We start from the raw sequence: 22,279 nt of genomic DNA, 5'->3' as shown, positions 1-22,279 counted from the left end.
TCAGCGCACCTTCAGGGTAGCGAGGCCGACCAGCACGAGCATCACCGAGATGATCCAGAAGCGCACGATCACGCGCGGCTCCGGCCAGCCCTTGAGCTCGAAGTGGTGGTGGATCGGCGCCATGCGGAACACGCGGCGGCCGGTGAGCTTGAAGCTGGCGACCTGGATCATCACCGAGAGCGTTTCAATCACGAAGATGCCACCCATCACCACCAGGATAGCCTCCTGCCGCACGATCACCGCGATGGTGCCCAGCGCGGCGCCCAAGGCCAGTGCGCCGATATCGCCCATGAACACCATCGCCGGGTAGGTGTTGAACCACAGGAAGCCCAGGCCCGCGCCGGCAATGGCGGCGCAGAAGATGGTGATCTCGCCCGCACCCGGAATCGCCGGGATCTGCAGGTACTGCGAGAACACGGCATTGCCCGAGGCGTAGGCGAAGATGCCCAGCGCCGCCGCCACCAGCACGGTGGGCATGATCGCCAGGCCGTCCAGGCCGTCGGTGAGGTTGACGGCATTGGAAAAACCGACGATCCAGAAATAGGCCATCACCACGAAGCCGATGCCCAGCGGGATCGCGAAGTCCTTAAGCAGCGGCAGGTACAGCGTGGTCGCGGCCGGCGTATCGGCCGTGTGGAAGAGGAACAGCGCCGCGCACAGGCCGAACAGCGACTGCAGCGCGTACTTGTGCCGCGACTTGAGGCCATTGGGGTCGCGCCGCACGATCTTGATCCAGTCGTCCAGCCAGCCGATGGCGCCGAAGGCGATCAGCACCACCAGCAGCACCCACACGTAGCGGTTGCGCAGGTCGGCCCAAAGCAGGGTGGACAGCGTGATCGTCAGCAGGATCAGGGTGCCGCCCATGGTCGGCGTGCCGGCCTTGGAGAAGTGCGACTGCGGGCCATCGGTACGGATCGGCTGGCCGCCCTTGAGCCGCGCCAGGCGCGCGATGACGTAGGGGCCCAGCCACAGCGACAGCAGCAGCGCGGTCAGCGCGCCGAGGATGGCGCGGAAGGTGATGTAGCCGAACAGCGCGGGCATCAGGCCCAGTTCGTTCAGCCAGCGGGCCAGTTCAAGCAGCATGGTCGGCGTCTCCCTGCCGGTCGGCGGCCAGCAGCGCGGCCAGCACCTTGTCCATCGCGCTGGAGCGCGAACCTTTCACCACGCAGCGCAGCCCGGCCGGAGCCGACTGCAGCGCCGGCGACAGCGCCGCGACCAGCGCGGCCTGGTCGCCGAAGTGGCGTGCGCCGTCGCCGAAGGCGCGGCTGGCGGCGGCACTCAGCGCGCCCACGGTCCACAGCTGCGCGATGCCGGCGCGCCTGGCCTGCTCGCCGATGCCGGCGTGCAGCGCCTCGGCGCCCTCGCCCAGTTCCTTCATGTCGCCCAGCACGAGCCAGGCCGGACCGCCGGACTGCACCAGGGCGGCGATCGCCGCCGACACCGAGCCGGGGTTGGCGTTGTAGCTGTCGTCCACCAGCACCACGCCGTTGCGCAGCACATGCGGCACCTGGCGGCCCGGCACCGGCTGGGCGTGCTGCAGTCCACCCAGCACGTCTTCCAGCGAGGCGCCCGCGCCCAGCGCCAGCGCGGTGGCGGCCAGGGCATTCATCACGTTGTGCCGGCCCGGCAGCGCCAGCGCCACGTCGGCGGAACCGGCCGGCGTGTGCAGGCGGAAGCGCGAGCCGTCGGCGCCCGGGACGATCGCACTGGCCCGCACCTGGGCGTCGTTCTCGATGCCGAAGCGCAGGCAGCGGCGCGCGCCGATGCGCTGCATGAACCACGGGGCGAAGGCGTCGTCGGCGTTCACCACCGCCACACCGTCATCGGGCAGCGCTTCGTAGATCGCGCCCTTGGTCTCTGCGATGCCCAGCAGGCTGCCCATGCGCTCCATGTGCGCGGGCATGATGTTGTTGACCAGGGCCACGTTCGGCGGCGCGATCGAAGCCAGGTAGGCGATGTCGCCGGGCTGGCCGGCGCCCATCTCGTAGACGGCGAACCGTGCGTCTTCCGGCGCGGCCAGCACCGCCAGCGGAAGTCCGATCTCGTTGTTGAAGTTGCCCGGATTGGCGTAGGCCTTGCCAGCGCGCTGCAGCATGCCCAGCACCAGGGTCTTGACCGAGGTCTTGCCGTTGCTGCCGGTCAGCGCCACCACGACCGCGGGGCGACCCTGCTGCACGCCGGCGGCGAGTTCGCCCAGCGCGTCCTGGGTGTCCGGGCACAGCACCTGCGGCAGCGCCACATCCACCTCGCGGTGCACCAGCAGCGCCACCGCGCCGCGCTCCAGCGCCTGCGCCGCGTGGTCATGGCCGTCGTGGTTTTCGCCGCGCAGGGCAACGAACAGGCCGCCGGGCGCCAGGGTGCGGGTATCGGTGCCGACGCTGGTGATGGCGACATCGGCACCCAGGTGCCGGCCCTCGACCCAGCGCGCCACCTGCGACAGCGCGACCGGCCTCATGCGCGTGCCTCCAGGCACTGCAGCGCCACCTGCAGGTCGTCGAATGCATGCCGCACGCCCTGTACTTCCTGGTAGGGCTCGTGGCCCTTGCCCGCCACCAGCACCACGTCGCCCGGCCCGGCCTCGCGCACGGCCTGCGCGATCGCCAGGGCGCGGTCGCGCTGCACCTGTACGCTGTCGCGGCGGGTGAAGCCGGCCAGGATGCCGGCGACGATGGCATCGCCGTCTTCGCCGCGCGGATTGTCGTCGGTGACGATCACGCGGTCTGCGCCGACCTGGGCAATCACGGCCATCTGCGGGCGCTTGCCGGCGTCACGCTCGCCGCCGCAGCCGAACACGCAGGTCAGGCGGCCGGGCGTGTGTTCGCGCAGGCTGGCCAGCGCCTGCTGCAGCGCGTCGGGCGTATGGGCATAGTCCACGACCACCAGCGGCTGGCCGTCGCGGCCACCGACGCGGCTCATGCGGCCGTCTACCGGCGACAGGCGCGGCAGCATCGCGGCCACTTCGGCCAGGGTCCAGCCCAGGGCGCGCAGTGCACCGGCGACCGCCAGCAGGTTGTCCACGTTGAAGCGGCCCAGCAGCGGCGATGTGATCTCGTGCCGGTGATCGGCCTCGACCAGTTCGAAGCGCAGGCCTTCGGGAGCCAGCGTGATGTATTCGGCGCGCAGCGTCGCCGCGGTCTGGCCGCGCGAGCTGAGGCTGACGCGCTGCGTGCCGAGCGGCAAGGCATCGTGCAGCGCGCGGCCGAAGGCATCGTCCAGATTGACCACGGCCGTTTCCAGGCCGGGCCAGGAAAACAGCCGGGCCTTGGCCTGGCCATAGGCCTCCATGCTGCCGTGGAAATCCAGGTGGTCGCGGGTGAGGTTGGTGAACACCGCGACGCGGAAGCGCACCGCATCCACCCGGCCCAGTTCCAGCGCATGCGAGGACACTTCCATCGCCACGTGGCTGGCACCGGCATCGCGCATGTCCGCCAGCAGGCGGTGCACGCTGATGACGTCGGGCGTGGTGCGCTCGCCGGCCTGCAGCTGGCCGTAGAGTCCCGCGCCCAGGGTGCCGATCGTGCCGGCACGCTGACCGCGCAGGCTCAGGGCCTGGGCGATCAGCTGCACCGTGGAGGTCTTGCCGTTGGTGCCGGTGACGCCGAGCACGGCCAGTGCCTGCGACGGCGACTGGTAGAAGCGGTCGGCCAGTTCACCCTGGCGCTCGCGCAGCGAGGGCACCGCCACCGCGCGCGCGGACAGCGGCTGGTCTTGCGGCGCAGGCGGCTCGAACAGGATGGCGCTGGCGCCGGCCGCTTCGGCCTGGCCGCTGTGGCGCAGCCCGTGCGTGCTGGCGCCGGCCAGCGCCACGAAGGCATCGCCGGCGCGCACGGCGCGGCTGTCGGCGCTCAGGCCGGCCACCACGGGGTCGAATCCCGGCGGCAGCGCGGGCTGGCCCTGCAGCAGCTCATGCAGGGGCATGGCGCGGATCAACGCAGCACCTCGGCGGGTGCGCTGGCCGGCGCGGGCGCGGCGGGTGCCGCCACCGTCACCGCGACCGGCGCCGGACGCGGCGCGGCCGCCAGGGCGGCGGCCTTGCGCTTGGCCTGCGCGGCAAACCATTGCTCGATGTTGTCCGGCGGCACGTCCATCAGCCGCAGCGCGCCTTCCATCACGTGGTGGAAGACCGGCGCGGACACCGCGCCACCGCCGTACTCCAGGCCCTGGGCGTCGTGGATCACCACCGCCATCGCGAACTTGGGATTCGAGGCCGGCACCAGGCCCACGAACACCGCCGCATGGCGGTTGGCGACATAGCCACCGCCGCCCGCCTTGCGCGCCGTGCCGGTCTTGCCGGCGACGCGGTAGCCGAGCACGGCCGCGCGACGCGCAGTGCCTTCCGGCCCGGTCACGGTTTCCATCATCGTCATCAGCTGGCGGGCGATGACGGGGTCCACCACCTGCGTGCTGGGCGAATCGGCGCCCTTGACGAAGGTGGCCTCGTGGATCCGGCCGCCGTTGCCGATCGCGGCGTAGGCCCGCGCCAGCTGCAGCGGCGTCACCGACAGGCCGTAGCCGTAGGCGATGGTGGCCTTCTCGGCCGGACCCCACTCGTTCGGGGAACGCAGCACGCCCTGCACCTCGCCGATGAAGCCGCTGCCGCTGGGCTGGCCCAGGCCGAAGCGCTGGTACATGTCGTACTGGTGTTCGCGCGTGAGTTCGTTGGAGATGCGCGTGGCGCCGACGTTGGAGCTCTTGGTCAGCACGCCGGTCAGCGTGAGCATGCCGTAGTTGCGGAAATCGCGGATCGGATGGCCGCCGGGCAGGGTCATGTAGCCGGGCGAGGTATCCACCGGCGTGTCGGGCGTGAACTTGCCGCTCTCCAGCGCCGCCGCCAGCGTCAGGGTCTTCATCACCGAGCCCGGTTCGACCACGTCGGTGACGGCGCGGTTGCGCATCGCGTCCATGGTCGCCGACTCGCGCGCGTTCGGGTTGAAGGACGGCTGGTTGACCATGGCCAGGATCTCGCCCGTGGGCACATCCACCACCACGATCGAGCCGCTGCTGGCGCCGTGCTCGATCAGCGAGGACTTGAGCTCGCGATACGCGAGGTACTGGATGCGGCGGTCGATGGACAGCACCAGGTCGTGGCCCGGCTCGGCCGCCTGCACCAGGTCCACGTTCTCCACGGTGCGGCCGCGGCGGTCGCGGATGATGCGCTGCGAGCCCTTCTTGCCGGTCAGCCAGTCGTCGAAGGCCAGCTCCAGCCCTTCCTGGCCGCGGTCGTCGATGTTGGTGAAGCCCAGCACGTGCGCCATCACCTCGCCGTGCGGGTAGAAGCGGCGGAACTCGCGCTGCGAGTACACGCCCGGCACGCCCAGGTCGACCACGGCCTGCGCGCTGGCGGGGTTCATGTGCCGGCGCAGGTAGATGAACTCCTTGTCGGCCTTCTGCAGGATGCGCTGCTGCAGCACTTCGGCCGGAATGCCCAGGGCACCGGCCAGCGCCGGCAGCTGGTCGGCGTGCTGCAGCACTTCCTTGGGATTGGCCCACACCGATTCCACCGGCGAGGACACCGCCAGCGGCTCGCCGTTGCGGTCGGTGATCATGCCGCGCGAGGTCGGGATCGGCACTTCGCGCAGGAAGCGCGCGTCGCCCTGCTGCTGGTAGAAGTCCGGGCTGATCAGCTGCAGGTGCGCGGCGCGTCCCACCAGCACCAGGCCGCACACGCCCAGCACGCCGACCACGGCGATGAGCCGGTGGCGGAGGCTGTAGGTGCTGCGCTGGACCTTCATGGCTGCAGCACCACGATGTCGTCGTCGGTCGGGTAGCGCATGCCGATGCGGTTGCCGGCAACCTGCTCGATGCGGTTGGCCTCCGACCAGGTGGCCTGTTCCAGCTGCAGGCGGCCGAAGTCGATGTTGAGTTCGTCGCGGTCGTGCTCCAGGCCCGACAGCGCGATGTAGGCCTGGCGATGCAGGTGCCGGGCGTACACGACGCCGACCGCGCTGCCCAGCACGCCGGTCACCAGCACCAGCAGCAGGAAGGTGCGCAGGCTCATGCCGCTGCCTCCGCGCCGATCTTTTCCGCCACGCGCAGCACGGCGCTGCGGGCGCGCGGGTTCACCGTCGTCTCGGAGGACTCGGCCCGCTGCGCGCCGCCCAGGTCGCGCAGACTGGGCGTGAAGTCCTGCGCCACCGGCATGCGGCGGTTGCCCGGGGGCGCCTTGGCCGCGGCGGCGATGAAGCGCTTGACGATGCGGTCTTCCAGCGAATGGAAGCTGATCACCGCCAGCCGGCCGCCCGGCTTCAGCCGCGCGAGGGCCGCGTCCAGGCCGCGCTCGAGGTCCTCGAGTTCGCGGTTGATGTGGATGCGGATGGCCTGGAAGCTGCGGGTGGCGGGGTGGATCTTGCTGTCGCCGCGACCCACCACCGACGCGATCAGCTCGGCCAGCTGGGCGGTGCGCAGGATCGGGGTGTCGTCGCGACGGGCGACGATGGTGCGGGCGATCTTGCGGCTGAGCTTTTCCTCGCCGTAGGTCCACAGCACGTCGGCGATCTCGGTATCGGTGGCGCGGGCCAGCCAGTTGGCGGCGCTTTCGCCCGAGTCCGGATCCATGCGCATGTCCAGCGGACCGTCCTTGCTGAAGCTGAAGCCGCGCTCGGCCACGTCCAGCTGCGGGGACGACACGCCCAGGTCGAAGAAGACGCCGTCTAGGCCAGGCAGGGTTTCGTCCCAGCCGGCCAGGTCGGCGAACGAGCCGCGGTACACCGCCACGCGCGCGTCCTCATCCGCAAGGCTGCGGGCCATGGCGATCGCTTCCGGGTCCTTGTCCATCACCAACAGCCGTCCATCCGGCCCCAGCCGGTCGAGCAGGCCGCGGGCGTGTCCGCCGCGGCCAAACGTGCCATCCAGGTACCTGCCATTCCCCACCACGCGCAGGCCGTCGAGCGCCTGGGCGAACATCACCGGGAGATGGCTGGGCTGCGCGTGTTCCCGCACCCCGGCCGCGCCCGTCACAGCCTGAGGTCGAGCATGTCCTCGCTGATCTCGTCTTCCCCGATGGTCTGACGGATCTGCGCGAGGTGAGCCTGCTCGCTCCAAAGTTCGAACTTGCCGCCCATTCCGAGCAGCACGGCTTTCTTTTCGATCGCCGCCGCATTGCGGTGGCTGGCGGGCAGCAGCACGCGGCCGCTGCCGTCGGGCTCGACCACCGTGGCGGCGCCGACCAGCTTGAGCTGCAGGTTGCGGTGCACGCGCTTGGCGTTGGGCAGGGCGTTGACCTGGTCGCGGACCTTTTCCCAGGTCTGCTCCGGGTACAGCCACAGGCAGCCGGCTTCGTAGGGGTTGTAGGTCACGACCAGGCGGTTGGCGCAGGCGCGCGCGACCAGGTCCCGGTAGGCGGTGGGAATCGCCAGACGGCCCTTGTCGTCGATCGTGATCGCGGTCTCGCCCTGGAACATGCCCTGGATCAATCCTTATCCACCAAAAGCCACGAAAAACCCGGAATTCCCCCGGAAGCCCACGTTAGTCCTGCCCTACAGGGCTGTCAAGGACAAAAAAGGGGCAATTTCGCTAGGTGGATCAAGACCTTGCGCCAGACTTGAGAGTCTTGTTTAAGAACCGTTTGGCAAGTGTTGTTTCACATGGGTTTGATCCCGGGCTGTGAAACAGTGCACGGAAGCGTCACCGACGCTGGCCAGCCGGTCCGACGTGTCCGCGCGAAGCCCGGACCGGCGTCGCTTGCGCAAACGCAGGCCCCGGGGACCGGGACCAGGGAGGAAAGTGGCGGAGCCGGCCCTTAAGCCGGGTTCTGTCTGGGACAGTCATTCCTCTAGCCCCAGCGTCACCGCTGGGATCAAGCATCCAACCCGGGTGCGGCACGAGCCATGCCATAGCACCCCTATTTGGACTTGCTCCGGGTGGGGTTTGCCGTGCCCCGAGGCGTTGTCCCCTCGGGCGGTGGGCTCTTACCCCACCGTTTCGCCCTTACCACGCACCCTTTCGGGCCGTTCGGCGGTTTGTTTTCTGTTGCACTTTCCGTCGGCTCACGCCGCCCAGGCGTTACCTGGCACCCTGCTCTGTGGAGCCCGGACTTTCCTCGGCGCATTGCTGCGACGCGACTGCCTTGACCGACTCCGCCGGGGTGGATTCTCGCACTTTTGTCTTATCCACGTACTCCGCGTTCATCCGCGTCAAGACAAATCACTCCCCGCCCCCGCCATAAAGCGACTTGCGTGGCGCGCCGCTGATGTCGGCCGCGAGCTTGGCGGCCAGTGACGGTTTGAGGTGCTCGGCCAGCTTGGCGTAGAGGCGCTGGCCTTCGAGCAGGCGCGCGGACGCGTCGTCGTCGCAGCCGCGCACGATGATCACGAACTCGCCCTTGCGCTGGTGTTCGTCGGCGGCGACCTGCGCGGCCAGGGTGTCCAGGGTGTCGCCCAGCACGGTTTCGAAAAGCTTGGTCAGTTCGCGGCCGATCACCGCTTCACGGTCGCCGCCGAACATCGCCACCAGATCGCGCAGCGATTCTTCGATGCGATGCGAGCTTTCGTAGAAGACCAGGGTGCGCGTTTCGCGCGACAGCGCCGCCAGGCGCTCGCGGCGCGCGGAGGATTTGGCCGGCAGGAAACCTTCGAAACAGAAGCGGTCGCTGGGGATGCCCGCGACCGACAACGCCGCGATCGCGGCGCAGGCGCCGGGGATGGGGCTGACGGCCAGGCCGGCGGCGCGCACCTCGCGCACCAGGCGATAGCCCGGGTCGCTCACCAGGGGCGTGCCGGCGTCGGACACGAGGGCCAGGGCGTCGCCGGACTTGAGGCGCTCGACCAGTTTCCAGGCGATCTCGCCTTCATTGTGTTCATGCAGCGCCAGCAGCGGCCGGTCGATGCCGACCGCCACCAGCAGCTGGCGCGTATGTCGCGTGTCCTCGGCGCAGATCGCGTCCACGGCAGACAGGACCTCGCGCGCCCGCGGGCTGAGGTCGCCGAGGTTGCCGATCGGCGTCGCCACCACGTAGAGGGTTCCCGCCTTGGTCGTCGCCATTGCCTGTCCTTGTTGAAGCCGCGGCGGATGCGCCGAACACGCGTCTGACGACCCCGGCGACCTGCCTTTTCCTACGCGGTCATGGTGTGCCCGGAATCATAATGCCTGTGCCACGCCGGCCGCGGGTCCACCGGGTATCATTCCCTTGGATCTACCCTTTCCGGACCCTTCCCCATGTCGCGATTCGCTACCCTCCTGCTCGCCCTGGCCCTGATGTCCGGCTGCGCCAGCGTGTCCGTGGCGCCGGAAACCTCCGGCGTACAGGTCAGCGCACAGCGCCTGGCCGAGGAAGGCAAGCATCTGGAGGCCGCCCGCGCCTGGGCCGATTCGGCCGTGGGCAGCCGCGGGGCCGCGCGCGATCGCGCCTGGCTCTACGCGGCCGACCAGTACTGGCTGGCCGGCGACAAGGGCGCCTCGCGCCAGGCCCTGTCGCAGGCGGGCAAGCGCCGGCTCGAGGGCCGCGACCTGCTGCTGCACGACCTGATGAACGCGCACTTCCTGGCCGATGCCGCGCAGTGGCCGGAGGCCCTGGCCCTGCTTGGCCAGTCGCGCGAGTCGGTGCCGGCAGCGCTGCGTGCGCGCTGGCACGGCCTGCGCGCGCAGGCGCTGGAAGGCACCGGTCGCGGGTTCGACGCCGCCGGCGAACTGGCCTGGCTGCACGAATCGCTGGACCGCGGCGCGCGCGCCGAAAACGTACGCCGCATCGACAAACTGCTGGCCGCGCAGTCCGATGCCCTGCTGGCCAGCGGCGCGGCCGCGCTGCCCCCCGGGCATCCGCTTTACCGCTACGCCGGCCGGGCCCTCACGCAGCGCGGGCTGCCCCTGCCGCGCCCCTACGACCGCGAGGCCTCGTCGCCGGGGCTGGACGCCCTGCCCGCCGCCGATCGCGACGGCTATCGCCCGCCGGAGCGGCTGGCCGCGCTGCTGCCGCTCAGCGGACCGCTCGCAGCCGCTGGCCACAGCGTGCGCGATGGCCTGCTGGCCGCCTACTACGGCGAAGTGCGCCGTCGGCCCCAACTGAAGTTCTACGACACCCATGGCAGCGGCGGCGTGCGTGCGGCCTTCGCGCAGGCGCGCGAGGACGGCGCGCAGATGCTCGTCGGGCCGCTCACCCGCGACGAAGTCAACGAACTTTTTGGCCTGGCCGAACTCGATCTGCCGGTGCTGGCACTGAACCGAGGCACGATCCCGCCGCCGCCCGGCAGCGCCGCCTACGCGCTGTCGCCGGAGGACGAGGGCGCCGCGGCGGCCGACCGCCTCGTCGACCGCGGCCTGCGTCGCGTGCTGGTGGTCACGCAAGCTGACGACAACGCGCAGCGTGCGCTCGCCGCCTTTCGCGAACGCCTGACCGCGCGCGGCGGCCAGATCATCGGCGAGACCTCGGTCAGTGAAGGCAACCCCGACTACGTGCCGGCGCTGCGGCAGGCCATGCAGGGGGGCCGGCCCGAGGCGATCTTCCTGAGCCTCAAGGCCGCGCAGGCGCGCCTGCTGTCGAGCCAGATGGACACCGCAGCGCTTACCGGCGTGCCGCGCGTGGCAACGTCGCTGATCCTCTCGGGCGCCAACCTGCGCATGGACACCGAACTCGACGGCATCGAATACCCCGAGCTGCCCTGGCTGCTGGGCCTGCGTGGTTCGCCCGATCCCGACACGCTGGGCCGCACCCTGCCCAGCGCGCAGGGTGGCGGCTCGCGCCTGTTCGCCTTCGGCATGGATGCCTGGCAACTGGCGGCCTACCTCGACCACCTGGCCAGCGACCCGGGTGCGCAGGTGCGCGGGGCCACCGGCGAACTGCAGCTCGACGGTTTCGGTGGCGTGCAGCGCAAGCCGGCCTGGGCGGTGTTCAGCGGCGGCCGCTCGCGGCCGGCGCTGGACGGCGCCCTGCTGCCCGATGCCGGCGCGCCCTGACCGCAGGCAGCTCGGCGCGGCAGCCGAAGCGCTGGCCTGCGCCACGCTCGAACACGCGGGCCTCGTCACGCTGGCCCGCAACGTCAACTACCGCTTCGGCGAACTCGACCTGGTGATGCGCGACGGCGACACCCTGGTCTTCGTCGAAGTGCGCTATCGCAGCAGCGATCGTTTCGGTGGCGCCGCGGGCTCGGTGGACCACGGCAAGCGTCGCCGCATGGTGCTGGCGGCACGCGCGTGGCTTTCACGCCAGCGTGAATTCACGGACGCGCCCTGCCGATTCGACGTGGTCACCGCGCAGGGCGCCGAAGGCATGCTGCAGGCGCGCTGGCTGCGCAACGCGTTCAGTTTGGAAGACGTCTAGCGCGCGCTTCGCCGCCTTGAAGGCGTCACTACGCGGCACACGTCGCGACGTTTCCTGAAGATGCATTCTGCAATCTTGAGATCGGTGCAATCGCACACATAAAGTGCGGCCCCCCGATTGAACAAGGACGCCGTTGGCGATCTGTGCAATGAAGTGCGTCTTCGTTTCTGGAAAACATGAATTCACCGTTCAGTACCTTTCGCCAGCGGTCGTGGAGATCGGCGCGAAGGGACTGGTGACCCAAGGCAGCCTCGGCGTCGAGCAGTTCTCGCTGTACGAAGGCCGGCCCGTGCAGTTCCGTACCGGCCAGACCGCCGTGTTCCTGCCCACCGAACTGACGGCGCAGGCGCGTCGCGAGCTGTTCGAGGCCTTCTGCGAGGTTCATCCGCGCCTGGTGGAGCCCAGCCACGGCGGCTAGCGCACGCACGGACCTGACCGCGGGCCGGAACCCGCCTAGAATCCCGGTATGCCGCCCACCCTGCCGCCGGACCTGACCCGAACGCTTTCGGCGCTGCTTGATCCGGGTGCCCTGCTGCTGGATCCGGCCGAACGCCTGAATTACGGCTACGACAACTCGCGGCGCCAGGGCCTGCCCCTGGCCGTGGCGCTGCCCACCAGCGCCGCGCAGGTGCAGGCACTCGTGCAGGCCTGCCGCGCGGCGAAGCTTCCGCTGGTCGCGCGTGGCCGCGGCACCAACACCACCGGCGCCTCCGTGCCGGGCGACGATGCGATCGTCGTCAGCTTCGAACGAATGAACCGCCTGCTGGCCGTGCGTCCGGGCGACCGCGTGGCGGTGGTCGAACCCGGCCTGCTCAACGGCGACCTGCAGGCTGCGCTGCGTCCGCACGGCCTGTTCTGGCCGCCCGACCCCACCAGCGCCGACTACTGCAGCATCGGCGGCAACCTGGCCTGCAATGCCGGAGGTCCGCGCGCAGTGAAGTACGGCGCCACGCGCGACAACGTGCTGGCGCTCAAGGCGGTGACCGGCACCGGTGAACTGGTCAGCTTCGGGGCGCCGACCACCAAGGGCGCCAGCGGCTACGACCTCTCGCGCCTGCTGATCGGTTCGGAGGGCACGCTGGCGCTGATCGTCGAGGCCACGCTGAAGCTCACGCCCTTGCCCACACACCGCCGCGCCCTGCGTGCGGTCTACGCCGACGTGGAAAGCGCCGCCGCGGCGGTGGCGCGGTTGATGGCGCAGCCGGTGACGCCTTCGATGCTGGAGTTCATGGACAGCGAGTGCGTGCGCCTGGCGCGCGAGGTCGGTGGCGCGGACCTGCCGGTGCTGGACGGACCGATGCCCACCAACGGCGATGCAAGCGCGCGCCCCCCCGCGGCCGGCGCCCTGCTGATGATCGAAGCCGACGGCGACGAGGCGATGCTCGACCACGCCGTGGCCGCGCTGACTGCCGCCGCGCAGGGCCCGGGCTGCCTGGACGTCACCGCCGCGCGCGACGAGGCCGGCCGCGAAAAACTCTGGGCCGCACGCAAGGCGCTTTCGCCGGCGCTGCGCACCCTGGCGCCGGGCAAGATCAACGAGGACGTGGTGGTGCCGGTGTCCCGCATCCCCGAACTGGTGGCCGCCGTTCGCGCCATCGCCGCCGCGCAGTCGCTGCCCATCGTCTGCTTCGGGCACGCCGGCAACGGCAACTTGCATGTCAACATCCTCTACGACCCGGCCGATGCGTCGCAGGTTCGGCGCGCCGAGGCCGCGCTGGAGTCCGTGTTCGACACTGTCATCGCGCTCGACGGCCAGGTGTCGGGCGAACACGGCATCGGCCTGGTGAAGCGTGAGCTGCTGGCGCGCGCGCTCAGCCCGCAGGCGATGGCCCTGATGCACGCGATCAAGGCGCAGTTCGATCCCGACGGCATCCTCAATCCGGGCAAGGTGCTGCCCGACCGGGCGGGGCACTGAACATGCCGATGAACCGCGCGCCCACGGCGCTGGACACCCTGCTGGTGGAGATACGAGCCTGCAGGCTGTGCGAGGCTCAGCTGCCGCTGGGCCCCCGACCGGTGCTGCGCGCCAGCGCCACGGCCAGGCTGCTGGTGGTGGGCCAGGCGCCGGGCACCCTGGTGCACGGCAGCGGCATCCCGTGGGATGACGCCAGCGGCGTACGCCTGCGCGGCTGGCTGGGCCTGGACAAGGCCGACTTTTACGACGAGAAACAGATCGCCATCGTGCCGATGGGCTTCTGCTATCCGGGCCGTGGGGCCAGCGGCGACCTGCCGCCGCGCCCGGAATGCCGCCAGACCTGGCACCCGCGGCTGCTGCCGCTGCTGCCGCAGGTGCAGCTGGTGCTGGCGATCGGCCAGTACGCGCAGGCCTATTTCCTGGGCGACACGCGCAGGAAGTCGCTGACCGAGACGGTGCAGCACTGGCGCGACTACGCACCGCGCGTGTTTCCCCTGCCCCATCCCAGCCCACGCAACGTGGGCTGGTTCCTGCACAACCCCTGGTTCGAAGCCGAGGTGGTGCCGGCGCTGCGGACACGCGTGGCCGCGGCATTCGCGCCAGCCTAGGCGTCCACGCTGCACTGCGCCTGCAGCTGCGCGGCCGCCGCCGAGGCCGCCGAGGCGATTGCGTCGAGCGTGCCGCGGCCGCTCCAGACCAGCATGAACACCGCCAGCAAGATCAGGGGGCGCAATGCCCGCATGCCCGGTAAAGGGAACAAGCTTTCCATCGTCCGCTCCGTGTCGGAATGAAGGGAGTGGCGGCTCCGGCATTGCCGAGGCGCTGCCGGAACCGCGTGACGCTCAGTGCTTGTTGACGAAGTGCAGCACCGCCCCGACGAATACGCCCGCCGGCGAGAGCATGCCGCAAGCCACGGCCTCGTCCGAGGTGAGGCCGTGCAGCGCATGGCCGATCATGCTGCCCAGACTGGCGTCGACGTCGCCGTCGCCGCCGCAGACCATCGAGGTTTCCAGGGAATTCAGGGATTTCATGGGGGTCTCCAGGTCAGCCGCCGCATTCGGCGTCGAGGTCGGCCGCGGTTGCGGCGGCGCTTTCGGCGATGTCGTTCAGGGCTTCGCGGTTGGACCAGATCCAGGCCCCGACCGCGACCAGGGCGATCGTGCCGACCACCAGGTTGCCACCGCCCACCTGCGCGGCCTGCTGCATCGAAAGTACGTTCATGTGCCACTCCTTGATTCGCCTGCGCATGCAGGCAGGATCATTCGAGCACCGCGGCCGGTGCGGGACCGTCCGAAGCCCGCCCGGCGCGGACGGCGACGACGCAGCAGAAAGCAGTAGGCAGGTTCTGCGGGCAGGCAGGGTGATCTTCGTGACCGCCCCGCTGCGGGCCATGTTCAAGGCCCGGCGCGCCGCTTCCCATCGGAATGCGACAGTAATGCGCGTAGGAAAATTCGTCGCCCGGCAGGCGACCCAGGCTCAGCCCAGCAGCCAGGCCGCCAGCTGCAGCACCATCAGCGCATACACGCCGGCGATCGCGTCATCCAGCATGGCCCCGAAGCCGCCGTGCAGCTTCTGGTCGGCCCAGCTCACCGGCCACGGCTTGGCAATATCGAAGACGCGGAACAGCACGAACGCCGCCACCATCCACGGCCAGCCGGCAGGCGCCATCAGCAGCGCGATCCACATGCCGATGTATTCGTCCCAGACCACCAGCGAAGGGTCTTCGATCTTCGTCTGGGCAATGGCCCAGTGCGAGGCCCAGACGCCGATGGCGAAGCCCAGGGCCAGCACGGCCAGGTAGGCCGGCAGCGGCAGGTGGCGCATGAAGAACCACCAGGGCAGCAGCGCGGCCAGGCTGCCCACCGTGCCGGGCGCGCGCGGCGAAAAACCCGCGCCGAAGCCGGCGGCGATCCAGCCCAGCGGATGTTTCATCAGGCGGCGGCGGGTGCCGACCGGCAGCACGGCCATCAGTGAACGCCCTGGAAATGCTGGTAGCCGGCGCGCGGCGGCGTGTAGTCCTCGCCTTCCGGCGTGAGCCAGCGCAGGCCGGGCGTGGCCTCGAGCTGGCCGATCACCGTCGCGGTGACGCCGGCCTGATCCAGCGCCTGCTCGATTGCGAAGGCGGCTGCCGGCGGCGCGGTGAAGCAGAGCTCGTAGTCGTCGCCGCCGGACAGCTGCAGCGGCCAGCGCGCGGCTTCGTCGAAATGATCGGCCAGGGTGCGCGAGGTGGGCAGGCGGCCCAGGTCGATGCGAGCGCCCAGCGCGCTGGCGGCGAGCACGTGGCCAAGGTCGGCGGCCAGGCCATCGCTGAGGTCGATGCCGGCGGTGGCCAGGCCGCGCAGCGCGAGGCCGGCTTCCACGCGCGGCGTAGGCCGGTCGAGGCGGTGCCGCAGTTTCGCCGACGCAGGCCCGCGCGCGCGCCACTGCTGCAGCGCGCCGGCGGCATCGCCGATCGATCCGGTCACCCAGACTTCGTCGCCCGCCTGGGCGCCGCTGCGGCGCAGCGCCTGGCCTTCGGGCACCAGCCCGTGCGCAGTGACGGTGATCGACAGCGGACCCTGGGTGGTGTCGCCGCCCACCAGGCAGAGATCGTGGTGCTCGGCGAGCTCCAGGAAGCCATCGAGAAAGCTGTCCACCCAGTCCGCGTCGGACTGCGGCAGGGTGAGGGCCAGCGTGCACCAGGCCGGCGTCGCGGCCATCGCGGCCAGGTCGGAAAGGTTGACCGCCAGCGCTTTCCAGCCGATGTCGGCGGCGGCGGATTCCGCGGGAAAGTGCACGCCGGCGACCAGGGTGTCGCTGGTGACGACCAGGTCGTAGCCGGCCGGCACGCGCAGCACCGCGGCGTCGTCGCCGATGCCCAGCGCCACGTCATGGCGGGTGCGCACGCGCGCGCGGATGCGGTCGATCAGGGCGAATTCGCCCGGCATCAGCTGCGGCGCGGTGCCTGGGCCTCGGCGCTGCGCCAGGCCGCGGCGGCATGGTCGAGCACGCCGTTGACGAAGGTGTGGCCGTGCTCGCTGCCGAAGCGCTTGGTGGTTTCGATGGCCTCGTTGATCACCACGCGGTAGGGCACGTCGGGGCGGTGGCGCAGTTCGTAGGCGGCGATGCGCAGCACGGCGCGCTCGATCGGATCCACCTGCGCGATGTCGCGGTCGAGGTAGGCGGCCAGCGCCTGGTCGAGATCGGCCAGGTGCTTCTCGACGCCGCGCACCAAATCCTCGAAGTAGTCCATGTCGGCCACTTCCATGTCCTGCTCGTTGCGGAACTGGTCGATGACCTTGCCGATGGCGGTGTTGGACAGCTGCCAGGCGTAGATCGCCTGCAGCGCGCGACGGCGGGCGCGGGAGCGGGCGTGCGGGTCGACGCCGTCGGGACGGGGATGCTTCATGCGAGTTTTCCGATCAGGTTCGCCATCTCGATGATGACCAGGGCCGCTTCCTGACCCTTGTTGCCGTGGCTGCCGCCGGCGCGCGACTCGGCGTGCGCGTAGTCGTCCACGGCCAGCACGCCGTTGGCGATCGGGACGCCGGTGTCCAGCGACACGCGCATCAGGCCGCGGGCGCATTCGTCGGCGACCTGTTCGAAGTGACGGGTGTCGCCGCGGATCACGCAGCCCAGGGCGACGATGCCGGTGTAGCCGATGCGGTCGATGGCGCTGGCCGCAGCGATGGGCAGCTCCCAGGCGCCGGGCACGCGGATCACATCCAGGGCCTCGGCGGGCACGCCGTACTCGAGGAAGGCCTTGCGCGCGCTGTCCACCAGGGCATCGGTGATGCGCGGATTCCAGCGGCTGGCAATGATCGCGTAGCGGGCCGAGCCGGGGCTCTGGACGTCGCCTTCGTAATGGCTCATCGGGCGGGGCACATGCAGGAGGTGGGCCAGTTTACCGCGCCCCGGCCCGAAATCCGGCGAACTCCGGGGTCAGAGTGCATTTATCTTCCCGGCGATCTGTGCCTCGCGGGAGAAGGCCGGGAAGATAAATGCACTCTGACCCCGGATTTCAGGGCGGGGGGGAGACGTAATCGACGACTTCGAGGCCGTAGCCGGCCAGGCCGATCTGGCGGCGGGGCGTGCCCAGCACGCGCAGCTTGCCCAGGCCCAGGTCGGCCAGGATCTGGGCGCCGGCGCCGTTGCGGCGCCATTCGCGGGCGCGCGGCGCCTCGGGCTGGTCGGCGCCGGTGATGCGGGCCAGCAGGTCGTCGGCGCCCACCGGTTCGGACAGCACGACCACCACGCCCTCGCCCGCCGCGGCCACTGCGGCCAGGGCCTGGCTGGCGCTGACGCCGAAGTCGGCGCGCTGCCAGTGCAGCACGTCCGACAGCGCGTTCTTCACGTGCACCCGCACCAGGGTCGGCACGTCCGCGCGCGGTGAACCATGCACCAGCGCGAAATGCAGGTCGCGGCTGACGCGGTCGCGGTACGTGTGCAGCACGAACGGTCCGTGCACGGTGGCGATCTCGCGCTGGTCCACGCGCTCGACCGTGTGCTCGGTCTCGAGCCGGTGGCGGATCAGCTCCTCGATCGAACCCATCTTCAGCCCGTGCTCGCGCGCGAACACCTCCAGTTCCGGCCGCCGCGCCATCGACCCGTCGGGATTGAGGATCTCCACCAGCACGCCCGCCGGCTCCAGCCCCGCCAGCAGGGCCAGGTCGCTGGCCGCCTCGGTGTGGCCGCTGCGCGTGAGCACGCCGCCGGGCTGGGCCATCAGCGGGAATATGTGCCCGGGCTGGGTCAGGTCTTCGGCGCCCGCGTCGGGCCGCACGGCGGTGCGGATGGTATGCGCGCGGTCGTAGGCGCTGATGCCGGTGGTGACGCCCTCGGCCGCTTCGATCGAAACGGTGAAGTTGGTGTGGTACGGCGAGTTGTTGTCGCGCACCATCGGCCCCAGGCCCAGCTGACGGCAGCGCTCGCGCGTGAGCGACAGGCACACCAGCCCGCGCGCGTGCGTGACCATGAAGTTGATGTCGGACGGCTTCACCAGCTCGGCGGCCATGATCAGGTCGCCCTCGTTCTCGCGGTCCTCGTCGTCCACGATGACGACCATGCGGCCCTGGCGCAGTTCCTCGAGCAGCTCGGGGACGGTGGCGAAACTCATGCGGATTCCTCGCGGGTGGCCAGCAGCCGCTCGACGTAGCGGGCGATGGTGTCCACCTCAAGATTGACGGCGGCGCCGACGGCGGTTTCGCCGAAGGCGGTGTGGGCGACGGTGTGCGGCACCAGGTTCACTTCAAAGCCGGCCTCGTCCACCGCGTTCACGGTGAGGCTGACCCCATCCACCGCGATCGAGCCCTTGGCGGCGACATAACGCAGCACCGCGCGCGGCGCACCGAAGCGCCAGCGCTGGCTGCGGCCGTCGTCCCAGACCTTGTCCACGGTCCCCAGGCCGTCCACATGACCCGAGACCAGATGACCCCCCAGGCGCGTGGTCGGCAGCAGCGAGCGCTCCAGGTTCACTGCGGCGCCCGGCGGCAAGCTGCCCAGCGTGGTCAGGGCCAGGCTTTCGTTCGAGACGTCGGCATCGAAGCCACGCGCGTCGTAGGCAACCACCGTCAGGCAGCAGCCGCTCACGGCGATGGATTCGCCGAGCTCGATGTCGTGCGCGGGCAGTGAACCGAAGGCGAAGCGCAGGCGCTGGTCGCCGCCGCGCACCTCGCGCGATTCCAGGCGGCCAACGGCCTGAATCAATCCAGTGAACATGGCTCAGTCTTTCTTGTCGGGAGTGAGCAGCAGGCGAAGGTCGGGGCCGAGCTGGCGGGTATCCACCAGGCGCATGCCGAGACGGTCGAGCATCGTGGTCGGGTCGATGCCGGTGAACAGCGGCCGTCCCTTTTCGCCGAGCAGGATCGGCGCCACGTACAGCAGCAGTTCGTCCACCAGGCCCGCGCGCAGCAGGCCGCCGCTCAGCGTGGCGCCGGCCTCGACCTGGAGTTCGTTGACGCCGCGCTGGGCCAGCTGCGACATCACCGCGCCCAGGTCCAGCCCGCCGTGGATGAAGCGCCGCACGGCGAAGGCGGTGACCTCGTCGCCGTAGTCAGGCACCACGTCGTCGCCGTGCACGGCCAGCGTGGGCGCGGCGCCGTCGGTGAGCAGGTGGCAGGTGGCCGGAAGGCGGCCGCGGTCGTCGAGCACGACGCGCAGCGGGGCGACGAACTCCTCGCCCTCGGGCAGGCGCACCGTGAGGCGCGGATTGTCGGCCAGCACGGTGCCGATGCCGGTCAGCAGCGCGCCGGAGCGGGCGCGCCAGCGCTGCACGTCTTCGCGCGAAGCCGGCGAACTGATCCACTTCGAGTCGCCGTTGGCCAGCGCGGTGCGGCCGTCCAGGCTCATCGCCAGCTTCACGCGCACCCACGGGCGGCCGCGCTCGATGCGCGAGAAGAAGCCGCGGTTGAGCTGGCGGGCGGCGGCTTCCATCAGCCCGCAGTCCACCGTGATGCCGGCGGCCTGGAGCTTGGAGAATCCCTGGCCGGAGACCTGGTAGTACGGATCGCGGCAGGCGGCGACCACGCGGGTGACGCCCGCCGCCACCAGCGCATCGGCGCAGGGCGGCGTGCGGCCATGGTGGGCGCAGGGCTCGAGCGTCACGTAGGCGGTGGCGCCGCGCGCGGCGGCGCCGGCGGCGCGCAGCGCATGCACCTCGGCATGCGGCTCGCCCGCGCGCACGTGCCAGCCCTCGCCCAGCACGCGGTCGCCATCCGCGATCACGCAGCCCACCATCGGGTTGGGGTGGGTGGTGAACGCGGCGCGCTCGGCCAGCTGCAGGGCGCGGGCCATGTGCGCGTGGTCGTGGGCGGAAAAAACGCTCATGCAGGCAGGATGTCCATCAGTTGCACCGGGACGCCGCGCAGTTTGGCCGATCCCTGCGGGCGCCAGCCCAGTCGCGCGTAAAACGCTGCGTGTTCGGGCGTGAACAGCCACAGGCGCGCGACCTGCTGCGCGGCCGCATGGGCCACCAGCGCGCGCACCAGGCGCTGGCCAAGGCCCTGCCCCCGGGCTGCCGGCACCACGTACAGGCTGGCCAGCCAGGCATCGCCCTGGTCGCGGAGCTCAGGCGCGTCCTCTTCCACCAGGCTGACCGAGCCCAGCAGCGCATCGCCGTCCATCGCCACCAGGGTGGTGGGCAGGGTGCGCCGGGTGGCGTGGTCGCGCAGTTCATCGGTGGCCTGCTGCAGCGACCAGTCCTCGTACAGGCCGCTCCACTGCGCGTGGTGCCAGCGCGCCAGCGTGGACGCGTGGCCGGGAACCTCGGCCAGGAAGCGGACGCGTACGGCGTTCAACGCCTGGCCTTGTCCGCGACCGTGTCCAGCAGGGGCAGCTGCAGGCCTTCCAGCCCGGGCAGGTCGCGCTCGAGCCGCTCGATTTCCTCGCGGAAGGCCTGCACGTCCTCGAACTTGCGGTAGACCGACGCGAAGCGCACGTAGGCCACCTGGTCGAGCTGCTTGAGCTCGGCCATGACGAATTCGCCCACGCGCAGCGAGGGCAGCTCGCGCTCGCCGCTCAGGCGCAGCGCGTGCACGACGTTGCGCACGGCGCCGTCGATCTGCTCGGCCGACACCGGCCGCTTCTGCAGCGCGCGGTCGAAGCTGGTGCGCAGCTTGCGTTCGTCGAAGGCCTCGCGGCGGCCGTCGCTCTTCACGATCGCCGGCAGTTTCAGCTCGGCCACCTCGAAGGTGTTGAAGCGCTCGTTGCACTGCTCGCACTCACGCCGGCGACGGATGGTGGACCCGTCCTCGGACACGCGCGAGTCGATCACGCGGGTGTCTTCGTGCTGGCAGAAGGGGCAATGCATCCGTCAGCCGTAGACGGGGAACGCGCGACACTGCTTCGTCACGTTGTCCCGCACGCCGGCAATCACGTTCGCATCGCCGGGGGCGTCCAGCACGTCGCAGATCCAGTTGGCCAGCGCGACGCACTCGGGCTCCTTGTACCCGCGGGTGGTCACGGCGGGCGTGCCGATGCGCAGGCCGGAGGTGACGAAGGGCGAGCGCGGGTCGCCGGGCACGGCGTTCTTGTTGACCGTGATGTGGGCGGCGCCCAGCGCGGCCTCCGCGTCCTTGCCGGTGACGTCGCGGCCGATCAGGTCGATCAGCATCAGGTGGTTCTCGGTGCCGCCGCTGACGATCTTGTAGCCACGCGCCATGATGGCCTTGGCCATCGCCTGGGCGTTCCTGACCACCTGCTGCTGGTAGCTGCGGAATTCCGGCTCCAGCGCCTCCTTGAAGGCCACGGCCTTGGCCGCGATCACGTGCATCAGCGGGCCGCCCTGGGTGCCGGGGAAGACCAGCGACTGGAACTTCTTCTCAAGCTCCTCGTTCGCGCGCGCCAGGATCACGCCGCCGCGCGGGCCGCGCAGGGTCTTGTGGGTGGTGGTGGTGACGACGTCGGCGTAGGGCACCGGGTTCGGGTACACGCCGGCGGCGACCAGGCCGGCCACGTGCGCCATGTCCACGAAGAAGTAGGCGCCGACCGATTTGGCGATGGCGGCCATGCGCTCCCAGTCGATCACCTGCGAGTAGGCGCTGAAGCCCGCGACCAGCATCTTGGGCTTGTGTTCGGTGGCCAGGCGCTGCACTTCGTCGTAGTCGATCATGCCCTGGTCGTTGACGCCGTACTGCACGGCGTTGAACAGCTTGCCGCTGAAGTTGACCTTGGCGCCGTGGGTGAGGTGGCCGCCGTGGGCCAGGCTCATGCCCAGCACGGTGTCGCCGGCCTGCAGCAGCGCCAGGTAGACGGCGATGTTGGCCGACGAGCCCGAATGCGGCTGCACGTTGGCGTAGTGGGCGCCGAAGAGCTGCTTGAGGCGGTCGATGGCCAGCTTCTCGGCCACGTCCACGAATTCGCAGCCGCCGTAGTAGCGCTTGCCCGGGTAGCCCTCGGCATATTTGTTGGTCAGCACGCTGCCCTGGGCCTCCAGCACGCGGGGGCTGCAGTAGTTCTCCGAGGCGATCAGTTCGACGTGGTATTCCTGGCGCTGGCGCTCGTGGGCGATGGCCTGGGCCAGGGCGTCGTCGTAACCGGCAATCTGCATATCCTTGGCGAACATCGGCGCGGGCGTCCTGAAAGGCGAGGTCAGCCTCAAATTGTAGCCCCAAGCCCCCCAAACCCATACCGGGTCC

The 22,279-nt window shown here is 70.5% G+C and carries 26 protein-coding genes and 1 other RNA gene; 5 read left to right on the top strand and 22 right to left on the bottom strand.

The genetic code is table 11. The features are described from left to right. From mraY to rsmI, 9 genes are all read right to left on the bottom strand, one after another. Positions 1 to 1,083 carry a phospho-N-acetylmuramoyl-pentapeptide-transferase gene (mraY, locus tag ACOQFR_RS04740; RefSeq protein WP_421379089.1) on the bottom strand — a complete coding sequence of 361 codons (1,083 nt, stop codon included), beginning with the start codon at positions 1,081 to 1,083 and terminating at the stop codon, positions 1 to 3. After that, positions 1,073 to 2,455, bottom strand: a complete 1,383-nt coding sequence (locus tag ACOQFR_RS04735; RefSeq protein ID WP_421379087.1) for a UDP-N-acetylmuramoyl-tripeptide--D-alanyl-D-alanine ligase — start codon at positions 2,453 to 2,455, stop codon at positions 1,073 to 1,075. Before ACOQFR_RS04735 ends, mraY begins: the two co-directional genes overlap by 11 nt. Next, a complete protein-coding gene (locus tag ACOQFR_RS04730; protein WP_421379085.1) occupies positions 2,452 to 3,918 on the bottom strand; it encodes a UDP-N-acetylmuramoyl-L-alanyl-D-glutamate--2,6-diaminopimelate ligase in 1,467 nt (488 codons plus the stop codon). Before ACOQFR_RS04730 ends, ACOQFR_RS04735 begins: the two co-directional genes overlap by 4 nt. An 8-nt stretch (positions 3,919 to 3,926) precedes the next feature. Continuing rightward, positions 3,927 to 5,732: a peptidoglycan D,D-transpeptidase FtsI family protein gene (locus ACOQFR_RS04725; protein ID WP_421379083.1), complete on the bottom strand. Its 1,806-nt coding sequence runs from the start codon at positions 5,730 to 5,732 to the stop codon at positions 3,927 to 3,929. Further along, positions 5,729 to 5,992 (bottom strand): cell division protein FtsL, encoded by a 264-nt coding sequence (ftsL, locus tag ACOQFR_RS04720; protein WP_421379162.1) that lies wholly within the window; start codon positions 5,990 to 5,992, stop codon positions 5,729 to 5,731. Before ftsL ends, ACOQFR_RS04725 begins: the two co-directional genes overlap by 4 nt. A gap of 2 nt (positions 5,993 to 5,994) precedes the next feature. After that, on the bottom strand, positions 5,995 to 6,939 hold the full coding sequence (gene rsmH / locus ACOQFR_RS04715) for a 16S rRNA (cytosine(1402)-N(4))-methyltransferase RsmH (protein WP_421379081.1): 945 nt from the start codon (positions 6,937 to 6,939) through the stop codon (positions 5,995 to 5,997). Positions 6,940 to 6,953: 14 nt separating this feature from the next. After that, positions 6,954 to 7,400 (bottom strand): division/cell wall cluster transcriptional repressor MraZ, encoded by a 447-nt coding sequence (gene mraZ, locus ACOQFR_RS04710; protein WP_421379079.1) that lies wholly within the window; start codon positions 7,398 to 7,400, stop codon positions 6,954 to 6,956. A gap of 323 nt (positions 7,401 to 7,723) precedes the next feature. Beyond that, an RNA gene (rnpB, locus tag ACOQFR_RS04705) (RNase P RNA component class A) lies at positions 7,724 to 8,077 on the bottom strand. A 65-nt stretch (positions 8,078 to 8,142) separates the two neighbouring features. Further along, on the bottom strand, positions 8,143 to 8,979 hold the full coding sequence (gene rsmI, locus ACOQFR_RS04700; RefSeq protein ID WP_421379077.1) for a 16S rRNA (cytidine(1402)-2'-O)-methyltransferase: 837 nt from the start codon (positions 8,977 to 8,979) through the stop codon (positions 8,143 to 8,145). A gap of 174 nt (positions 8,980 to 9,153) precedes the next feature. On the opposite strand from rsmI, the gene ACOQFR_RS04695 reads away from it, so the two are divergent. The 5 genes from ACOQFR_RS04695 (at position 9,154) to ACOQFR_RS04675 (ending at position 13,774) form a co-directional block, all read left to right on the top strand. Continuing rightward, the gene (locus tag ACOQFR_RS04695; protein ID WP_421379076.1) at positions 9,154 to 10,887 is read left to right on the top strand and encodes a penicillin-binding protein activator; all 1,734 of its coding nucleotides are present in this window, start codon (positions 9,154 to 9,156) and stop codon (positions 10,885 to 10,887) included. Next, entirely contained in the window at positions 10,871 to 11,251 is a 381-nt protein-coding gene (locus ACOQFR_RS04690; RefSeq protein WP_421379074.1) for a YraN family protein, read from the top strand. The genes ACOQFR_RS04695 and ACOQFR_RS04690 overlap by 17 nt, the downstream gene beginning before the upstream one ends. A gap of 235 nt (positions 11,252 to 11,486) precedes the next feature. Beyond that, positions 11,487 to 11,669, top strand: a complete 183-nt coding sequence (locus ACOQFR_RS04685; RefSeq protein WP_421379072.1) for a hypothetical protein — start codon at positions 11,487 to 11,489, stop codon at positions 11,667 to 11,669. 48 nt (positions 11,670 to 11,717) lie between these two features. Beyond that, positions 11,718 to 13,166 (top strand): FAD-binding oxidoreductase, encoded by a 1,449-nt coding sequence (locus ACOQFR_RS04680; protein WP_421379069.1) that lies wholly within the window; start codon positions 11,718 to 11,720, stop codon positions 13,164 to 13,166. A gap of 8 nt (positions 13,167 to 13,174) precedes the next feature. Continuing rightward, on the top strand, positions 13,175 to 13,774 hold the full coding sequence (locus ACOQFR_RS04675; protein WP_421379067.1) for a uracil-DNA glycosylase family protein: 600 nt from the start codon (positions 13,175 to 13,177) through the stop codon (positions 13,772 to 13,774). On the opposite strand, the gene ACOQFR_RS04670 is transcribed toward ACOQFR_RS04675, so the two are convergent. From ACOQFR_RS04670 to glyA, 13 genes are all read right to left on the bottom strand, one after another. Next, positions 13,771 to 13,935: a hypothetical protein gene (locus ACOQFR_RS04670; protein WP_421379065.1), complete on the bottom strand. Its 165-nt coding sequence runs from the start codon at positions 13,933 to 13,935 to the stop codon at positions 13,771 to 13,773. The two genes, ACOQFR_RS04675 and ACOQFR_RS04670, sit on opposite strands and share 4 nt — an antisense overlap. A gap of 73 nt (positions 13,936 to 14,008) precedes the next feature. Then, complete coding sequence (locus ACOQFR_RS04665) at positions 14,009 to 14,197, bottom strand: hypothetical protein (protein ID WP_421379063.1); 189 nt, start codon at positions 14,195 to 14,197, stop codon at positions 14,009 to 14,011. A 13-nt stretch (positions 14,198 to 14,210) separates the two neighbouring features. Next, positions 14,211 to 14,387 (bottom strand): hypothetical protein, encoded by a 177-nt coding sequence (locus ACOQFR_RS04660; protein WP_421379061.1) that lies wholly within the window; start codon positions 14,385 to 14,387, stop codon positions 14,211 to 14,213. 255 nt (positions 14,388 to 14,642) lie between these two features. Next, complete coding sequence (locus tag ACOQFR_RS04655) at positions 14,643 to 15,134, bottom strand: phosphatidylglycerophosphatase A (RefSeq protein WP_421379058.1); 492 nt, start codon at positions 15,132 to 15,134, stop codon at positions 14,643 to 14,645. Then, on the bottom strand, positions 15,134 to 16,093 hold the full coding sequence (gene thiL / locus ACOQFR_RS04650) for a thiamine-phosphate kinase (RefSeq protein ID WP_421379056.1): 960 nt from the start codon (positions 16,091 to 16,093) through the stop codon (positions 15,134 to 15,136). The genes ACOQFR_RS04655 and thiL overlap by 1 nt, the downstream gene beginning before the upstream one ends. Continuing rightward, the gene (gene nusB, locus ACOQFR_RS04645) at positions 16,093 to 16,554 is read right to left on the bottom strand and encodes a transcription antitermination factor NusB (protein ID WP_421379054.1); all 462 of its coding nucleotides are present in this window, start codon (positions 16,552 to 16,554) and stop codon (positions 16,093 to 16,095) included. The genes thiL and nusB overlap by 1 nt, the downstream gene beginning before the upstream one ends. Then, positions 16,551 to 17,018, bottom strand: coding sequence for a 6,7-dimethyl-8-ribityllumazine synthase (gene ribH / locus ACOQFR_RS04640; protein ID WP_421379051.1), 468 nt, complete (start codon positions 17,016 to 17,018; stop codon positions 16,551 to 16,553). Before ribH ends, nusB begins: the two co-directional genes overlap by 4 nt. Before the next feature lie 148 nt (positions 17,019 to 17,166). After that, positions 17,167 to 18,261 carry a 3,4-dihydroxy-2-butanone-4-phosphate synthase gene (ribB, locus tag ACOQFR_RS04635; protein ID WP_421379049.1) on the bottom strand — a complete coding sequence of 365 codons (1,095 nt, stop codon included), beginning with the start codon at positions 18,259 to 18,261 and terminating at the stop codon, positions 17,167 to 17,169. Beyond that, positions 18,258 to 18,863 (bottom strand): riboflavin synthase, encoded by a 606-nt coding sequence (locus ACOQFR_RS04630; protein WP_421379047.1) that lies wholly within the window; start codon positions 18,861 to 18,863, stop codon positions 18,258 to 18,260. The genes ribB and ACOQFR_RS04630 overlap by 4 nt, the downstream gene beginning before the upstream one ends. A gap of 3 nt (positions 18,864 to 18,866) precedes the next feature. Then, the gene (gene ribD / locus ACOQFR_RS04625) at positions 18,867 to 19,970 is read right to left on the bottom strand and encodes a bifunctional diaminohydroxyphosphoribosylaminopyrimidine deaminase/5-amino-6-(5-phosphoribosylamino)uracil reductase RibD (RefSeq protein ID WP_421379045.1); all 1,104 of its coding nucleotides are present in this window, start codon (positions 19,968 to 19,970) and stop codon (positions 18,867 to 18,869) included. Continuing rightward, positions 19,967 to 20,440 carry a GNAT family N-acetyltransferase gene (locus ACOQFR_RS04620; protein ID WP_421379043.1) on the bottom strand — a complete coding sequence of 158 codons (474 nt, stop codon included), beginning with the start codon at positions 20,438 to 20,440 and terminating at the stop codon, positions 19,967 to 19,969. Before ACOQFR_RS04620 ends, ribD begins: the two co-directional genes overlap by 4 nt. Beyond that, the gene (gene nrdR, locus ACOQFR_RS04615) at positions 20,437 to 20,952 is read right to left on the bottom strand and encodes a transcriptional regulator NrdR (RefSeq protein WP_421379041.1); all 516 of its coding nucleotides are present in this window, start codon (positions 20,950 to 20,952) and stop codon (positions 20,437 to 20,439) included. Before nrdR ends, ACOQFR_RS04620 begins: the two co-directional genes overlap by 4 nt. Positions 20,953 to 20,955: 3 nt before the next feature. Beyond that, positions 20,956 to 22,206 carry a serine hydroxymethyltransferase gene (glyA, locus tag ACOQFR_RS04610; RefSeq protein ID WP_421379039.1) on the bottom strand — a complete coding sequence of 417 codons (1,251 nt, stop codon included), beginning with the start codon at positions 22,204 to 22,206 and terminating at the stop codon, positions 20,956 to 20,958. Positions 22,207 to 22,279 lie beyond the last annotated feature (73 nt).

It is taken from the genome of Arenimonas sp. MALMAid1274 (assembly GCF_049195245.1).
GTDB lineage: Bacteria > Pseudomonadota > Gammaproteobacteria > Xanthomonadales > Xanthomonadaceae > Arenimonas.
Note: the sequence above shows the minus strand (reverse complement) of the source record. Positions and strands in the feature narration are given on the sequence as shown.

Bases quoted from the DNA above. Each gene is read 5' to 3' on its own strand.
- mraY (WP_421379089.1), bottom strand. From the start codon at position 1,083: ATGCTGCTTGAACTGGCCCGCTGGCTGAACGAACTGGGCCTGATGCCC.
- ACOQFR_RS04735 (WP_421379087.1), bottom strand. From the start codon at position 2,455: ATGAGGCCGGTCGCGCTGTCGCAGGTGGCGCGCTGGGTCGAGGGCCGG.
- ACOQFR_RS04730 (WP_421379085.1), bottom strand. From the start codon at position 3,918: ATGCCCCTGCATGAGCTGCTGCAGGGCCAGCCCGCGCTGCCGCCGGGA.
- ACOQFR_RS04725 (WP_421379083.1), bottom strand. From the start codon at position 5,732: ATGAAGGTCCAGCGCAGCACCTACAGCCTCCGCCACCGGCTCATCGCC.
- mraZ (WP_421379079.1), bottom strand. From the start codon at position 7,400: ATGTTCCAGGGCGAGACCGCGATCACGATCGACGACAAGGGCCGTCTG.
- rsmI (WP_421379077.1), bottom strand. From the start codon at position 8,979: ATGGCGACGACCAAGGCGGGAACCCTCTACGTGGTGGCGACGCCGATC.
- ACOQFR_RS04695 (WP_421379076.1), top strand. From the start codon at position 9,154: ATGTCGCGATTCGCTACCCTCCTGCTCGCCCTGGCCCTGATGTCCGGC.
- ACOQFR_RS04690 (WP_421379074.1), top strand. From the start codon at position 10,871: ATGCCGGCGCGCCCTGACCGCAGGCAGCTCGGCGCGGCAGCCGAAGCG.
- ACOQFR_RS04680 (WP_421379069.1), top strand. From the start codon at position 11,718: ATGCCGCCCACCCTGCCGCCGGACCTGACCCGAACGCTTTCGGCGCTG.
- ACOQFR_RS04675 (WP_421379067.1), top strand. From the start codon at position 13,175: ATGAACCGCGCGCCCACGGCGCTGGACACCCTGCTGGTGGAGATACGA.
- ACOQFR_RS04670 (WP_421379065.1), bottom strand. From the start codon at position 13,935: ATGGAAAGCTTGTTCCCTTTACCGGGCATGCGGGCATTGCGCCCCCTG.
- ACOQFR_RS04665 (WP_421379063.1), bottom strand. From the start codon at position 14,197: ATGAAATCCCTGAATTCCCTGGAAACCTCGATGGTCTGCGGCGGCGAC.
- ACOQFR_RS04660 (WP_421379061.1), bottom strand. From the start codon at position 14,387: ATGAACGTACTTTCGATGCAGCAGGCCGCGCAGGTGGGCGGTGGCAAC.
- ACOQFR_RS04655 (WP_421379058.1), bottom strand. From the start codon at position 15,134: ATGGCCGTGCTGCCGGTCGGCACCCGCCGCCGCCTGATGAAACATCCG.
- thiL (WP_421379056.1), bottom strand. From the start codon at position 16,093: ATGCCGGGCGAATTCGCCCTGATCGACCGCATCCGCGCGCGCGTGCGC.
- nusB (WP_421379054.1), bottom strand. From the start codon at position 16,554: ATGAAGCATCCCCGTCCCGACGGCGTCGACCCGCACGCCCGCTCCCGC.
- ribH (WP_421379051.1), bottom strand. From the start codon at position 17,018: ATGAGCCATTACGAAGGCGACGTCCAGAGCCCCGGCTCGGCCCGCTAC.
- ribB (WP_421379049.1), bottom strand. From the start codon at position 18,261: ATGAGTTTCGCCACCGTCCCCGAGCTGCTCGAGGAACTGCGCCAGGGC.
- ACOQFR_RS04630 (WP_421379047.1), bottom strand. From the start codon at position 18,863: ATGTTCACTGGATTGATTCAGGCCGTTGGCCGCCTGGAATCGCGCGAG.
- ribD (WP_421379045.1), bottom strand. From the start codon at position 19,970: ATGAGCGTTTTTTCCGCCCACGACCACGCGCACATGGCCCGCGCCCTG.
- nrdR (WP_421379041.1), bottom strand. From the start codon at position 20,952: ATGCATTGCCCCTTCTGCCAGCACGAAGACACCCGCGTGATCGACTCG.
- glyA (WP_421379039.1), bottom strand. From the start codon at position 22,206: ATGTTCGCCAAGGATATGCAGATTGCCGGTTACGACGACGCCCTGGCC.